Origin of the sequence: Microbacterium sp. LTA6 (assembly GCF_045690355.1) — a bacterium.
Taxonomy (GTDB): domain Bacteria; phylum Actinomycetota; class Actinomycetes; order Actinomycetales; family Microbacteriaceae; genus Microbacterium.
The window spans coordinates 2,171,575-2,186,807 of sequence record NZ_CP147855.1 but is presented as its reverse complement, the minus strand read 5'-3'; the positions used below and the strand labels follow the sequence as shown (position 1 = coordinate 2,186,807).

Genomic DNA, 15,233 nt, shown 5'->3' with positions numbered 1-15,233 from the left:
TTCCTTTCACTTCTTCGTGATCAGTCCGCTCAGGGAAGCGGACCGGGGTGTGTCAATCGTGTTGATCGGTGCTCTGTTACGCGGGCGGTGGTCCTGTCGAACTGTGCACATCCCAGGTGGTGGGGAACAGCACATCGCGTCCGGGGCCGTCGTACTCGCCCTCGATGCGCTGCAGCAGCAGCGCAGTCGCCGATGCCGCCATCTCGGAGATCGGCTGGATGACGCCGCTGAAGAACGGGTCGAGAACGACATCGGTTCGTGCGTTGTCGAACGTGGTGACCGACAGATCGCCGGGGATGCTGAGTCCGAGCGCGCGCGCCGCCTGAGCGGCACCGAGGGCGATCACGTTTCCTGCGGTGACCAGCGCGGTCGGCGGCTCGCTCGCGCGCAGGACGACGGAGGCCATCTCGTGGCCGCTGCCTGCGGTGAAGGCGCCGAACTGCACGACAGGCGCAACCCCGGCATCGCGCATGGCGTCGCGATAGCCGTCTGCCCGCTCGCGAGCGGTCACGATCGTCTCCGCGCCGCTCAGCATCGCGATGCGCCGATGCCCGAGGTCGAGCAGATGCTCGGTCGCTGCCTTCGCAGCCGTGCGCGTGTCGCACCGCACGACGTCGACGTCGTTATCGGGCATCGGATAGCCGAGCACCACGATCTCGGAGCGCGCGTGCTGGGCGAAGTCGACCGACTCGGGAGTGTTGAAGACGGGCGAGAGGATGACGCCATCCACGCGACGCTCGATCATCGAGCGCAGCTGACGCAACTCCTCCGCGGGGTCCGATTCGGTCTGCGCGAAGATCACGGTGTACCCGTTTTCGCGTGCGGCGGTGCCGACACCGGTGATCTGCTGGATCGTGAACGGGTTGGTGATATCGCTCACGATCAACCCGATGGCTTTGGTGCGCTTGCGGCGCAGACCCAGGCCCACGCGGTTGGGGATGTAGCGGAGCTCGGTGATGGCTGCTTCGACGCGGCCGCGCGTCTCCGGCGAGACCGAATCGGGATTGTTGAGCACTCGGGACACCGTCATCGGAGCCACCGCCGCTCGTTCTGCGACATCGCGAATCGTGCTCATGACTCCTCCTCGAGTGTGACGGCCCGCTCTTCGTCGGGGTGTTGATCGGCCCGCGTTGTTACGCGTACCATGATCTCTGGATGATACGCGTAACATCCGACCTTTGGCAAGAGGCCTCGAACAAGGGAGTTCCCATCAACACCTCGCAACCCGCATTCGACTGGTTCACCAGCGCGAAGTTCGGCATCTTCCTGCACTTCGGCCACTCGGCCCACCGCGGCTGGGAGCTCTCCTGGCAGATGACCGGCGGCGTCGAGGGGCAGTTCCCGGCCCGAGAGCCCGTCGCCTGCGCGGAGTACTTCGCGAACGCGTCCGAATTCGACCCGCAGCAGTTCGACGCCGAGGAGTGGGCGGCGCACATCCACGACGCCGGCGCCCGCTACGCGGTGTTCACGACGAAGCACCACGACGGCTTCGCCATGTTCGACACCGCGCACAGCGACTACTCGATCACCCGCACCTCACCCTTCGGTCGCGACATCACCGCCGAGTTGACGTCTGCGTTGCGCGCCCGCGGCATCCGCGTCGGACTGTACTTCTCTCTCCCCGACTGGCACCACGCCGACTATCCGCCGATGACGGATGCCACCACGACGAAGCCGTACCGGCTGGGCAGCTACGTGCGCACGTCCCCCACGCAGTGGGCGAGCTATCGGGCGTTCTTCCTCTCCCAGCTCACCGAGATCCTCACCCGCTACGGCGCGATCGACGTGCTGTGGCTCGACGGCGAATTCGAGCACACTGCCGAGGAGTGGGACTTCGCCGGCATCCGCGAGCATGTGCGCACGCTCCAGCCGGATTGCCTCGTCAACGATCGCTGCGTCGGTCACGGCGACTTCGCGACACCCGAGCAGCAGATCCCTGCGGAGAACCCGGACGCGCACTGGGAGATCTGCATGACGATGAACGACTCGTGGGGATGGACCTCTGAGGATGATCACTGGAAGAGCACGCCACTGATCCTCAGCCGGCTCGTGGAGACGATCACCGGCGGCGGCAACCTGCTCCTCAACGTCGGCCCTCGAGGCGACGGCACGGTCCCGCCCGAGGCACAGCAGCGCTTGCGCGAGATCGGCGAGTGGATGCGGCGCAACGACGAGGCTGTCACGGATGTCGTCCCTGTCGTCCCGGGAATCCGCGCAGCCGTCCCGCTCGCCCACAGAGTGACGGCCTCGGGCGAGACCCTCTTCCTCTATTGCACGCTGCGCCCATGGGACACGCTCACCGTCTCGGGCGTACCGGTGAATCGCGTCTCGTCCGTTCGGGCTCTCGGCTTCGACGACAATCTCGGATACCGCAGCATCCCGAGCCTCCCGGAGGTGCATTCCGGCACCTCCGACCCGCTCGGCGATCTGGAGATCATGATTCCCGCCACGGTGGCGGACTCGCTGATGCCGGTGATCGCCGTCACCCTGACGCACGAATCGCTGGAATCCGGCCCGCTCCTGCCAGACTGATGCCAGAAGGGGGGCGCCATGACCGCGCACGCGCACACCGATGAGCCCGACGGCCAGAACACCGATGAGCGCAAGGCGTCACGCCGCCCCTGGCATCGCACCAAGGTGACCGTCGGCGCGCTGGCCGCGCTGGTCGTCGTGGTCGTCGTCGTCGGCTCCATCACCCCGTGGCCCTCCGCGATGCTGATCCGCTCGGTGTTCACCAAGGGCGGCGATGAGACCGCCGCCGAAATGGACAAGCACGTTCCCGACACGGAACTGACCGAGACGCTCGACGTGCCCTACGCGGACGGCGGCGCCGACACCACGATGGACGTCTTCCGCCCGGCATCCGCCAGCGGCCCGTTGCCGACGATCGTGTGGATCCACGGCGGAGCCTGGGTCTCCGGGTCGAAGGAGAACGTCGACCCCTACATGCGCATCCTCGCCGCCGAGGGCTACACCACCATCGCGGTGAACTACACGATCGGGCCGGAGGGCGTCTACCCGCTCGCGGTGCACCAGCTCAACGATGCGCTCGGCTACATCGACGAGCACGCCGAGGAACTCGGTGTCGATCCGGCGCAGATCGTGCTCGCCGGCGACTCAGCCGGAGCGCAATTGGCCAGCCAGATGGCGACTCTCGTCACCAGCAAGGACTACGCCGAGATCCTCGACATCACCCCGAAGATCGAATCCGACCAGGTGGTCGCCACCGTGCTCAACTGCGGTGTCTACGACCTCGCAGCGCTCGCGGCGCTCGACGGCATCATCGGCTGGGGACTCAAGACATCGATGTGGGCGTACTCCGGCACCCGCACCTGGGCCGAGGACTCCACCGGTGCGACGATGTCGACCGTGGACTGGGTCACCGCCGACTTCCCCACCACGTACATCTCGGGCGGCAACGGCGATGGACTCACCTGGCTGCAGTCGATCCCGATGGCGCAGCGACTCGACGAGCTCGGTGTCGACGTGACCACGCTCTTCTGGCCCGCGCCCCACAAGCCGGCGCTGCCGCACGAGTACCAGTTCCACCTGGACCTGCCTGACGCCCAGACCGCGCTTCAGAAGACGATCGACTTCCTGGACGCGCACACGACCCGCTGAGCGTGGGGCTCCCGCGCCGCGTTCCCTACTTCATCGTGTCGAGGATCCCGACGAGGTCTTCGAACGTCGTCATCGGGTTCAGGATCGCGAACCGGGTGTTCGGCCGGCCCGCGTGCGAGCTCGGCACCACGAAGGCGCGCTGCGAATCGAGCAGTTCGTCAGACCAGCGGTCGTAGTCGGACCGCTCCCAGCCGTTGCGTTCGAACACGACGACCGACAGCTGCGGGTCACGCACCAGCGTGAGCTCAGGGCGACGCGCGATCTCGGCGGCGATCCGCTGGGTCAGCGCGAGCGTCGAGCTCACTGCATCCCGGTAGGCGGCGACGCCGTAGGTCGCCACCGAGAACCACATCGGCAACCCGCGGGGGCGTCTGGTCAGCTGGATCGAGTAGTCCGAGGGGCTGAACTCCTCGGCGTCCGTCAACGTATCCAGGTACTCGGCGTGCTGGGTGTGGGCCCGACGCCCGCTGTCCGGATCGCGGTAGATCAGCGCACAGCAGTCGAACGGTGCGAACAGCCACTTGTGCGGATCGACGATCACCGAGTCCGCCCGCTCGACACCGGCGAAGATGTGCCGCGCCTCCGGTGCGAGCATCGCAGTGAGTCCGTATGCGCCGTCGATGTGCAACCAGAAGTCGAACTCGTCCTTGAGCGCTGCGATGCCGGCGATGTCATCGACGATCCCGAAGTTCGTCGACCCGCCGGTCGCGACCACGGCGCACACCTCGTCACCGTGTTCGGCGAGCGCCTCACGCACGCCCTCCGCCCGCAGCACGCCATCCGGACCCGCCGGAACGAGAAGCACATCGGCATCCATGATCTTCGCCGCTGACTTGTTCGAGGAGTGCGCCTCGACGCTGCAGATGATCTTCCAGCGTGCCGGCGGCTGCTTGCCCTCCGCGGCCAGCCGCGCCTTCGCCGCCTCGCGCGCGGCGACCAGCGCCGAGAGGTTTCCGATCGTGCCGCCCTGCACGAACACCCCGCCCGCGGTCTCCGGCAATCCGAACTCGGCGGCGAGCCAGGAGAGCACCTCGTTCTCGGCGTGCACCGCGCCCGCACCCTCGAGCCAGCTGCCGCCGTAGAGGCCGGACGCCGACACCACGAGGTCGAACGCCATGGCCGCGATGGTCGGCGCGGTGGGGATGAACGACAGGTAGAGCGGATGACTCGTCGTCAGACAGGCCGGTGCGAGGATGTGCTCGAACACGCTCAGCGCGCGCTGCGCGCCGAGACCCGAGTCGGTGATCGTCGGGCCGACGAGTCGGTTGAGCTCTGCCTCGGTCTGCGGCTTGTCGAGCGGCACGTCGGAGGCGAGCATCCGGCGCCGCGAGTAGTCGAGCACGGCATCGACGATCGCTGTCGATTCGGGCGAGGCGGCGTGCATGCGCACAGCATCCATGGGCGGTCCTTAGGGTTCGTCGGAGTGAACGGGTGCGGGTGGATCGGTGCGGTCGAGGACGGCGGAGAGAGCGCGGCGGGCGAGGTCGGCCCGGTCGTGCGGCGCCCACTTCACCAGGGAATGCGCGCTCATGCCGTCGACCATCGCGAGCAGCAGCCAGGCAGCGGAAGCGGCATGAACAGCGGGAATCCCACCGGCGGATGCGGCGCGGGCGAGCGTTCCCTCGAGGGCACGCTGCCAGAGATCCATCTCCTGCCGTACGCGCGCCGCGAGATCGTCGTTGCGGGTGCCCAGCGCCCACGCCTGCACCCAGATCAGAGTGACGTCGTCGCGAGCGGGGTCGAGGAGCGTCTCGACCAGACGGAGCAGATCGGCACGTTGGACGTCGCCGGATGCGAACCCGGCGAACACCTCGTCGCGCTCAGCGGCGACGATCGTCCCGAAGACGTCGGCGACGAACGCCCCCATGCCGGGCCGGTAGTGCGCGACGAGAGCAGGGGTCACGCCGACGCGGGCGGCGACAGAGCGCACGGTGACGCTGTCGAGTCCCTCTTCGCGCGCCTGGGCGATGGCGCCGTCGAGGATGGCGCGATCGCGCTGCTCCGGCGACATCCGCCGAGGCGCCGCACCTGTTGACGTGGTCTTCATCACCGGATACCGTAGCACCTGTTGATCATGTGTTCAATAGAGCGCTGCAGCGAGGAGATCACGATGAACTGGCGCATGCCCGCAGAGACCGCACGCCACGACCGCACCTGGATGGCGTTCCCCGCCGAAGGGGTCACCCTCGGCGAGACCGCATCGGAGCGGGAGGAGGGGTATGCCACCTGGACCGCCGTCGCGCACGCGGTGGCCGAGTTCGAGCCGGTCACGATGCTCGTCGATCCCAGCGAGGTGGCCCGCGCCCGGCGCATGCTCAGCGGAGCGATCGACATCATCGAGGCACCGGTGGATGAATTCTGGATGCGCGACTCCGGCCCGACCTTCGTCATCGACGAATCCGGCACGCTGGGCGCCGTGGATTGGGTGTTCAACGGCTGGGGGGCGCCGGACTGGGCCCAGTGGCAGAAGGCGGCCCAGCACGCTCGCATCGTCGCCGGGGCCGTCGGTGCGGAACTCGTGAGCTCTGCACTCGTCAACGAGGGCGGCGGCATCCATGTCGACGGCGAGGGCACGGTGCTGCTCACCGAGACGGTGCAGCTCGACCCGAACCGCAACCCCTACGCCGACAAGCGGCGCGTCGAAGCCGAGATGCTGCGCACGATTGGCGCGACGACGGCCGTCTGGCTCCCCCGTGGCCTCACCCGCGACTACGACGACTTCGGCACGAAGGGTCACGTCGACATCGTGGCGACGATCACCTCGCCCGGCCGCATCCTCCTGCACGACCAGCCGAACCCCGAACACCCCGACCACGTCGTCACGCGCGAACTGCGCGCGCATCTGGAGCAGCAGACGGATGCCGCCGGCCGCCGTTTCGAGATCATCGACCTTCCCGCCCCCTCGACGCTGCGCGACGGCGAAGGCTTCGTCGACTGGAGCTACGTGAACCACCTCGTCACGAACGACGGCGTGGTCGCGTGCGGCTTCGGCGATGAGCAGGCAAATGCCGCAGCGCGCGCGATCCTCGCGGATGCCTACCCCGGCCGCCGCGTCGTCACCGTCGATGCACGGCCGCTGTTCGACCGCGGCGGGGGCATCCACTGCATCACCCAGCAGCAGCCCTCGCTCTGACCTCGCCCCCCTTCGTCTCGCTCCGCTCGTTCAACGACCAGTGCCGGTCGTTGAGCGAGGGAGGGCAGCGACCGAGACGAAACGCCCCCATCCGCCAAGGAGCCCCGCATGATCGACGTCTACGAAGCATCCATCGCCGACCTCCGCCGCGCCCTCGAGACGGGGGCCACGACCTCGGTCGAACTCGTCGACGCGTTCCTCGCCCGTATCGCCGCGTTCGACGCCCCCGGCACCGACGCGGCGCTGAACGCGGTCGTCGTCTCGAACCCGGATGCCCGCGCCGAGGCCGCCGCATCCGACGAACGCCGCGCGCGGGGCGAGGTGCGCGGCCCGCTCGACGGCATCCCGTACACGGCGAAGGACAGCTACCTCGTGCGCGGGCTCACCGCCGCCGCCGGCAGCCCCGCTTTCCAGCACCTCATCGCCCAGCACGATGCATTCACGATCGAACGGCTCCGGTCAGGCGGGGCGATCTGCCTGGGTCTGACGAACATGCCGCCGATGGCGAACGGTGGCATGCAGCGCGGCGTCTACGGCCGCGCGGAGAGCCCGTACAACGGCGACTGGCTGACGGCACCGTTCGCCTCCGGGTCGTCGAACGGCTCCGGCACGGCGACGGCCGCGAGCTTCGCCGCCTTCGGCCTCGGCGAGGAGACCTGGTCGAGCGGCCGCGGCCCCGCCACCAACAACGCCCTGTGCGCGTACACGCCCTCCCGCGGCGTGATCTCGGTGCGGGGCAACTGGCCGCTGGTTCCGACGATGGACGTCGTGGTGCCGCACACGCGCAGCATGGCTGATCTGCTCGAGGTGCTCGACGTGATCGTCGCCGACGACGCCGAGACCCGCGGTGACTTCTGGCGCGTGCAGCCGTGGGTGCCGATTCCGCAGGCTTCGACTCTTCGCCCGACGTCATATCCGGAACTGGCGGCCGACGCGTCGAGCGCACTGACCGGCGCCCGCATCGGCATTCCGCGGATGTACATCAACGCGGACCCCGCCGCCGGAACGGCGGACGAACCCGGAATCGGCGGACCGACTGGCCGGCGCATCCAGACGCGCGCTTCGGTCATCGCCCGGTGGGAGGCCGCGCGCCGCGACCTCGAAGCGGCCGGCGCCACCGTCGTCGAGGTCGACCTCCCGGTGGTGTCGAACTACGAGGGAGACCGACCAGGCGCACCGACGATCGCGACCCGCGGTCTCGTCTCGCCCGCGTTCCTGAAGCGCGAGATCGTCGACCTCTGCGCGTGGGGCTGGGAGGACTTCCTGCAGGCGAACGGCGACCCTCAGCTGCGCACGCTGGCCGATGTCGACGGGGCAGCGATCTTCCCTCATCCGGAAGGTGCGTTGCCCGACCGCTACACCGGGTTCGACGACGACATCGCCGAGTACCCCGAATGGGTGCGCGACAACCCGGGCGCCGGCCTCGACGCGATACCGGAGCTCGAGTCGGGCATTCGCGGACTCGAGGAGACCCGCCGCGTGGACCTCGAGTCGTGGATGGACGCCCTCGGCCTCGATGCCGTGGTGTTCCCTGCGGTGGCCGACGTGGGCCCGGCCAACATGGATGTGAATGCGGCATCCGCTGATCTCGGCTGGCGCAACGGCGTATGGATCGCGAACGGCAACCTCGCGGTGCGGCACCTCGGCATCCCGACGGTCACGGTGCCGATGGGTCTGATGGCTGATATCGGCATGCCGATCGGCCTCACGTTCGCCGGCCGGGCCTACGACGATGCCCGACTGCTCCGCCTCGCCGCGGGCTTCGAGGCGGTCGGCGCTCCTGGCTCTCGCCGCACACCACCACCGCGCACACCCCGCCTCTGACGACTGAGGCTTCACCCGGATGCTCGTCGCTGTCGGGAGACCGCCCGCCCTCGCCGAGACCCCCGCCTGTCGCCGAGACCCTCTGGTATTCACGTCAGTGCCAGGGGGTCTCGGCGATAACCGGGGGCGTCGGCGCTAACCGGGGGTATCGGTGCCACAAGTAAACATTTCAGATCTGTGACGCCCGCCACATTGGTGATATATTCAGGCCATGAGCACCGAGCAGAACGAGCGCGAACTCGAGACGGGGATCGTCACCGACCTCTCGGGCAAAATGACGTACGGGTCCTACCTCGGTCTCGACCAGTTGCTCAACGCGCAGCATCCGGTCTCGAACCCCGAGCACCACGATGAGCTGCTGTTCATCATCCAGCACCAGACCACGGAGCTCTGGCTGAAGCAGCTGCTGCACGAGCTCTCGTCCGCGCGTGAGCTGCTCGCCAGCGACGATCTCCGCGAGGCCCTGAAGCGGGTCGCGCGCGTCAAGAAGATCCAGGACGTGATGACGCAGCAGTGGTCCGTGCTCGCCACCCTCACGCCCACCGAATATGCGCAGTTCCGCGGCGCGCTCGGCAACTCCTCCGGGTTCCAGTCGGTGCAGTACCGGGCCGTGGAGTTCGCGCTCGGCAACAAGAACGAGCGGATGCTGCAGGTCTTCGCCGATCACCCGGAGAACCTCGCCCTGCTCACCGCCGAGTGGGAGAAGCCCACCCTCTACGACGAGTTCCTCCGCTTCGCCGCGCGGCGCGGGCTTCCGGTCCCGACCGAGATCCTCGAGCGCGACGTGCGCCTGCCCTACCGCGAGTCCCCCGCGCTCGTCCCGGCGATCCGCGAGATCTATGAGAACCACCAGCAGCACTGGGATCTGTACGAGGCCTGCGAGGACCTCGTCGATCTCGAGGACAACTTCCAGTTCTGGCGCTTCCGCCACCTCAAGACCGTCACCAGGACCATCGGCATGAAGGTCGGCACCGGCGGCTCCAGCGGGGCCGGCTTCCTGCAGCGCGCCCTCGAACTGACGTTCTTCCCCGAGCTGTACACCGTGCGCACCTCGATCGGCAGCTGATGCACGCCGCCACGTTCTTCGACGGCGGGGGATGGCGCGACGGCATCCTGTCCGTCGACGACGGCGGCCGGATGCTGCTTCGCGACGAGCCCTCGGCCCCCGATCTCCCCCGCCTCGACGGCGTCGTGGTCGGTGGGTTCACCGACCACCACGTGCACCTGCAGCTCGTCGACCCGTCGCTCCTCGCCCACTCCGCGCTCGGGCGGGTCGTGGATCTCGGCGGGAATCCCGAGATTCTCCGGTCGTATGCCGGAGAAGCGCGTTTCGTCTCACTCGCTGGCGCTCCCTCGCTCAACGACCGAAACCTTGCCCCGCGGTCGTTGAGCGAGCGGAGCGAGACGAAACGCATCGATCCGACGTTCGACAACCGGAGATCGGTGAACATCGAGTTCGCGGGGGCCTTCCTCACCGCGCCGGGCGGATATCCGTCGGATCGCGACTGGGCGCCGGAGGGTTCATGGCGCGAGATCGGTACCGTCGCGGATGCCGAGGCGACGATCGCCGAGATGGCGGATGCCGGAGCATCCTGCATCAAGGTCGCCAGCAACCGCACCGCCGGACCGGTGTTCGGCGACGGGATCCTGCGCACGATCGTCGAGCTCGCGGCGGAGCGCGGCCTGCCCGTGATCGCGCACGCCGAAGGAACGGGCGAAGCGCAGCGGGTGGCCCGACTCGGCGCCAGGGCGCTCGCCCACGCACCGTTCACCGAACGCCTCACCGATGAGGAGATCGTCGAGCAGGCGGCATCCGTCTCCTGGATCTCCACTCTCGCCATCCACGACGCTGGCGACCGCGCCCGAGCGATCGACAACGTGCGTCGCTTCCACGCCTCGGGCGGCACCGTGCGCTACGGCACCGATATGGGCAACGGCCCGACGCCTGTCGGCCTGAATCCCGGCGAAATTGCGGCGCTGCGCGAAGCGGGGGTCGACGGCATCGATCTGCTGCGCGCACTCGCACCTGCCGACCCGCTCGATCCGGCATCCGCCCTTCTCCTCCTTCCCGCGACGACTCTCGATCCGCTCGACGCCAGACCTCTGAAGGCATGACATGACCGACCTCCTCACAGCCGCCCGCGCTCTCGACGCCGCCGACCCGCTCGCGGCTCACCTCGACGCGTTCGCCGAAGCGCCGGGCGTCGGCGCCTACCTCGACGGCAATTCTCTCGGACGACCGCTCAAGGACATCCCCGAGAAGCTCGCCGCATTCGTGCGCGAGGACTGGGGCACACGTCTCATCCGCTCCTGGGACGAACAGTGGATGGCGCTCCCCCTCGAGCTCGGCGATCGGATCGGCCGTGTCGCCCTCGGCGCTGCGCCCGGCCAGACCGTCGTCGCCGACTCCACCAGCGTGCTGATCTACAAGCTGATGCGCGCCGCGGCGGCCGCCGACCCGAGCCGCACCGAGCTCGTGATCGAGGCCGGCAACTTCCCCACCGACCGGTTCCTCGCCGAGGGCGTCGCCGGCGAGACCGGGATGACCCTGCGGTGGCTGGAACCCGACCCGGTGCACGGAGTACGGCCGGCGGATGTCGCGGCTGTCGTCTCCGACCGCACCGCGCTCGTCTCGCTCAGCCACGTCGACTACCGCTCCGGCGCCCTCGCCGACATGCCGGCGATCACGACCGTCGCGCACGACGCCGGCGCGCTGATGATGTGGGACCTCTGTCACTCGGTCGGCGTCATCCCGATGCAGCTCGACGCCTGGGGCGTCGACATGGCGGTCGGCTGCACTTACAAGTACCTGAACGGCGGGCCCGGCTCTCCGGCCTTCGCCTACCTGCGCCGTTCGCTGCAGGGCGTCCTTCGGCAGCCGATCCAGGGATGGTGGAGTGCCGCCGACATCTTCGCGATGGGGCCTGCGTACGTGCCGGCCGGCGACATCCGCCAACTGCTCAGCGGCACCCCGCCGGTCACCTCGATGCTCGCGATGCAGGGGATGCTCGACCTCATCGAGGAGTCCACGATCGAGCAGGTCCGCACGAAATCGAAATCGCTGACCGACCTCGCCGTGCGCGCATACGACGAGGTGCTCGCCCCGTCGGGCGTCCGCTTGCTGAGCCCGCGCGACGCGGACCTGCGCGGCGGTCATGTCACCATCGGCCACCCCGACTTCCGCGCCGTCACCCAGCGCCTATGGGCGGACGGCATCATCCCGGACTTCCGCTTCCCCGACGGCATCCGCCTCGGCCTGTCACCGCTGAGCACCTCGCACGTCGAGACCGTGACCGGTGTGCTCGCGATCCGGGACGCCCTGCGCGGATGAACCGAATGCCGGATGCCGTGGTCCCCCCGCCCGTCGAGGGCGTGATCCTCGACGACATCGACGCGCGCCCCGGGAGCACCGCCTCGCTGCTGCGCACGTTCATCGGACTCTACCTGCGTCGTCTCGACGACTGGATCTCCGCGGCCGATCTGGTGCGCATCGCCGGCTTCCTCGGCATCCCTGCCGCGACCGCACGCACCGGCGTCACCCGACTCAAACAGAAGGGCCTCCTGCTCGCCGAGCGGGAGGGCGGCATCGGCTACCGCCTCAATCCCGCGGCGATCCCGATGCTCGAGCGCGGCGACCGGCGCATCTTCGAAGTCCGGCAGATGGCGCTCGGCGACCCATGGTGCCTGCTCTCGTTCTCGATTCCGGAGACCCGCCGCGACCTGCGCCATCAGCTGCGTCGACGGCTGCAATGGATCGGCTGCGGCATGGTCTCGCCCGCGCTGTGGATCTGCCCCGGCTATCTGCAGGACGAGGTCGAGGAGATCCTGACAGAGCTGCACGCACGCGAGTGGGCGACCCTCTTCCGCACCCAGACTCCGGAGGTCGCCGGCCCCCTCGCCGATGCGGTGTCGGGTTGGTGGGATCTCACCGCCCTCCGCGCGGAGCACGAGCTCTTCCAGGAGTCGATCGCTCCGCTACCGGATGCCGCCCCCGGACCCTTCGCCGCGTACGTGCGGCTCATCGACGCGTGGCGCGTGCTTCCCTATCGCGATCCCGGCCTTCCCGCAGCGCTGCTTCCGGCGGATTGGCCAGGGCACCGCAGCTTCGACGCCCATGCCCGCCTTTCGGCGCAGCTCGCCGGGCCGGCATGGGATTTCGTGCGTACGGCCATCGCCGATCGGGCGTCCGCGAGGCCCGATCACGACGCGGCGCTCAGCGCGGACTGACGCGCGGCGGGGCCGTGGTGGCGCGGACCACGAGTCGCGTCGGCAGGATCACGTGCAGCTGCTCGAGCGGCTCTCCCGAGAGCTGGGCGAAAACCATCTCGGCAGCGACGACGCCGAGGCGATGCATCGGCTGCCGAATGGTGGTCAGCGGCAGTGCCCGCCGCGACGCTTCGGGAACGTCGTCGAAGCCGATCACCGACAGATCATCCGGCACTCTCAACCCCATCTCCTGGGCGACATCGATGACGGCGATCGCAGAGAGATCGTTGGCGGCGAAGACGGCGGTCGGACGGGTGTCGCCTGCGAGCATGAGACGAGCCGACTCTCGGGTCGTCTCCAGGTCGTAACGCCCGACACCGATCAGCGCGGGATCGACGAGGATGCCGGCATCTCCCAGCGCCCGGCGGTAGCCGGCATCACGGAGCCCGGCTGAACGCAGATCCGGTCGCCCTGCGAGGAAGCCGATGCGTCGGTGTCCGAGTTCGATCAGGTGTCGCGTGGCGGCAAGGGCACCGCCGAAACTGTCGGACTCCACGGTCGGCAATCCGGCCCGGCCGGTATGCGGATCGACCGCCACGACGGGGATCTCCGTCGACGCGCTCACGACCGTCGGCGTCACCATGATCGCCGCGTCGATGAGCGTGCCGGACAGCCTGCTCAGCGACCGGCGCTCCCATCCTTCCGCCGCACCCTGGCGAGAGCTGTAGGCGAGCAGATCGAAGGCCGTGCCATGCGCCGCGGATCCGACCCCCTTGAGGATCTCCGCGCTGAACGGCTCGAAGTCCGCCAGGAGGACTCCGATCACTCCGGTCCGTCGCGCCCGCATGCTGCTGGCGACCAGGCTGGACTCGTACCCCAGCTCGCGCACCGCATCGAGAACGCGCCGAACCGTGGCATCTGCGATTCCGTAGCGTCCGTTGACCGCCTTGGAGACGGTCGAGACCGACACCCCCGCCGCTTTCGCGACGTCGTGGATCGTCGTTCGTCCGCTCATGTCTGGACAGCGTAGCGGCGATCCATCCACGGATGGAAACTGTTTTCGAAAACGTTTGACGCTGCGGTCGATTCCCGCGAAGCTCTCCAACGCCTCACCTGACGCTGACGACGACGAGGCCCTCAACGAAGAGAACGGGAATCACATGAAAGCCAACAAGCTCCTGCTGGCATCGGCCATCGTGACCGCGGGCGTTCTCGCCCTCGGCGGATGCAGCGCCCCTCCCGGCGAATCCGCCGACGGCAAGGTCACGCTCACGTTCTGGCAGAACTCGACGACCGGCGACGGCCAGCAGTACTGGAAGGACACGATCGCCGCTTTCGAGGCGAAGTACCCCGACGTCACGGTCAAGATGCAGTCGATCCAGAACGAGGAGATGGACGGCAAGCTGCAGACCTCGCTCAACTCCAACGAGGGTCCGGACATCTTCATGGCGCGCGGCGGAGGAAAACTCGCCGACGTCGTGGAAGCCGGTCAGGTGATGGACATCACCGACAAGATCTCGGATGCCACGAAGTCCGCTGTCAGCAGCTCGCTGTCGGCGTTCGAGATCGACGGCAAGCAGTACGGGGTGCCGACGGCCGTGCTGCCCTCCGGCATCTTCTACTCGGCCGACCTGTTCGAGGCCGCCGGCGTCACGGCGACGCCCACCACGATCGACGAGTTGACCGACGTCACGGCGGAACTTCGCACATCCGGCGTCGCACCCATCGCGGTCGGCGCGAAAGACGCCTGGCCCGCTGCGCACTGGTACTACAACTTCGCCTTGCGTGCGTGCTCGAAAGAGGCGCTCGACGAGGCCGCATCCACCAGGACGTTCGACGATGAGTGCTGGCTGACCGCCGGCGAGAACCTGCAGACGGTCATCGACGCCGAACCCTTCAACGACGGTTTCCTCACGACGACGGCGCAGCAGGGCGCCGGATCTTCCGCAGGCCTGCTCGCCAACCACAAGGCGTCGATGGAACTCATGGGCGCGTGGGACCCGGGCGTGATCGCCTCCCTGACCCCGGATGAGAAGTCGCTGCCCGACCTCGCGTGGTTCCCGTTCCCCGAGGTCGAGGGCGGCGACGGCGAACCCGGCGCCATGATGGGTGGAGTCGACGGGTTCTCGTGCTGGGTCAACGCTCCGAAGGAGTGCGTCGACTTCCTCGACTTCATCGCCGAGAAGGGCAACCAGGAGGCCTACGCGAAGGCGTTCCAGACCGTGCCGGCCTCCTCCGAAGCCCAGGCCGCCGTCACCGACCCGGTGCTGAAGAACATCCTCGACGCCTACAGCGCGGCACCGTACGTCGTCGTGTGGCTGGACACGCTCTACGGCCAGAGCGTGGGCAACGCGCTGAACGTCGCAGTCGTGAACATGTTCGCAGGCCAAGGCACCGCGCAGGACATCGTCGACGCGGTGAACAGCGCCGCTGCGAAGTCCTGAACGGC

General features: G+C 68.4%; 13 protein-coding genes. 9 read left to right on the top strand and 4 right to left on the bottom strand.

Annotation, left to right across the window (positions count from 1 at the left end; genetic code table 11):
• Positions 1-76 precede the first annotated feature (76 nt).
• Positions 77-1,075 carry a LacI family DNA-binding transcriptional regulator gene (locus tag LTA6_RS10165; protein WP_341978096.1) on the bottom strand — a complete coding sequence of 333 codons (999 nt, stop codon included), beginning with the start codon at positions 1,073-1,075 and terminating at the stop codon, positions 77-79.
• An 80-nt stretch (positions 1,076-1,155) separates the two neighbouring features.
• Between LTA6_RS10165 and LTA6_RS10160 the strand changes: the two genes are divergently transcribed.
• Complete coding sequence (locus tag LTA6_RS10160; RefSeq protein WP_407357757.1) at positions 1,156-2,532, top strand: alpha-L-fucosidase; 1,377 nt, start codon at positions 1,156-1,158, stop codon at positions 2,530-2,532.
• 18 nt (positions 2,533-2,550) lie between these two features.
• Positions 2,551-3,621 (top strand): alpha/beta hydrolase, encoded by a 1,071-nt coding sequence (locus LTA6_RS10155; protein WP_341978092.1) that lies wholly within the window; start codon positions 2,551-2,553, stop codon positions 3,619-3,621.
• Between the two features lie 25 nt (positions 3,622-3,646).
• On the opposite strand, the gene LTA6_RS10150 is transcribed toward LTA6_RS10155, so the two are convergent.
• Entirely contained in the window at positions 3,647-5,020 is a 1,374-nt protein-coding gene (locus tag LTA6_RS10150; protein ID WP_341978090.1) for a pyridoxal-dependent decarboxylase, read from the bottom strand.
• A gap of 9 nt (positions 5,021-5,029) precedes the next feature.
• Positions 5,030-5,668, bottom strand: coding sequence for a TetR/AcrR family transcriptional regulator (locus LTA6_RS10145; RefSeq protein ID WP_341978088.1), 639 nt, complete (start codon positions 5,666-5,668; stop codon positions 5,030-5,032).
• A 63-nt stretch (positions 5,669-5,731) separates the two neighbouring features.
• Between LTA6_RS10145 and LTA6_RS10140 the strand changes: the two genes are divergently transcribed.
• The 6 genes from LTA6_RS10140 (at position 5,732) to LTA6_RS10115 (ending at position 12,805) form a co-directional block, all read left to right on the top strand.
• A complete protein-coding gene (locus tag LTA6_RS10140) occupies positions 5,732-6,754 on the top strand; it encodes an agmatine/peptidylarginine deiminase (protein ID WP_407357756.1) in 1,023 nt (340 codons plus the stop codon).
• 108 nt (positions 6,755-6,862) lie between these two features.
• The gene (locus tag LTA6_RS10135) at positions 6,863-8,578 is read left to right on the top strand and encodes an amidase (RefSeq protein ID WP_341978083.1); all 1,716 of its coding nucleotides are present in this window, start codon (positions 6,863-6,865) and stop codon (positions 8,576-8,578) included.
• Positions 8,579-8,789: 211 nt separating this feature from the next.
• A complete protein-coding gene (locus LTA6_RS10130) occupies positions 8,790-9,644 on the top strand; it encodes a tryptophan 2,3-dioxygenase family protein (protein WP_341978081.1) in 855 nt (284 codons plus the stop codon).
• A complete protein-coding gene (locus tag LTA6_RS10125; RefSeq protein ID WP_341978079.1) occupies positions 9,644-10,693 on the top strand; it encodes a hydrolase in 1,050 nt (349 codons plus the stop codon). The genes LTA6_RS10130 and LTA6_RS10125 overlap by 1 nt, the downstream gene beginning before the upstream one ends.
• A gap of 1 nt (position 10,694) precedes the next feature.
• On the top strand, positions 10,695-11,909 hold the full coding sequence (locus LTA6_RS10120) for an aminotransferase class V-fold PLP-dependent enzyme (RefSeq protein ID WP_341978077.1): 1,215 nt from the start codon (positions 10,695-10,697) through the stop codon (positions 11,907-11,909).
• Positions 11,906-12,805, top strand: a complete 900-nt coding sequence (locus LTA6_RS10115) for a PaaX family transcriptional regulator C-terminal domain-containing protein (protein WP_407357755.1) — start codon at positions 11,906-11,908, stop codon at positions 12,803-12,805. Before LTA6_RS10120 ends, LTA6_RS10115 begins: the two co-directional genes overlap by 4 nt.
• Here the strand turns inward: LTA6_RS10115 and LTA6_RS10110 are convergent.
• On the bottom strand, positions 12,792-13,799 hold the full coding sequence (locus LTA6_RS10110) for a LacI family DNA-binding transcriptional regulator (protein ID WP_341978073.1): 1,008 nt from the start codon (positions 13,797-13,799) through the stop codon (positions 12,792-12,794). The genes LTA6_RS10115 and LTA6_RS10110 overlap by 14 nt on opposite strands.
• A gap of 145 nt (positions 13,800-13,944) precedes the next feature.
• On the opposite strand from LTA6_RS10110, the gene LTA6_RS10105 reads away from it, so the two are divergent.
• Entirely contained in the window at positions 13,945-15,228 is a 1,284-nt protein-coding gene (locus tag LTA6_RS10105) for an extracellular solute-binding protein (protein ID WP_341978071.1), read from the top strand.
• Positions 15,229-15,233: the final 5 nt, after the last annotated feature.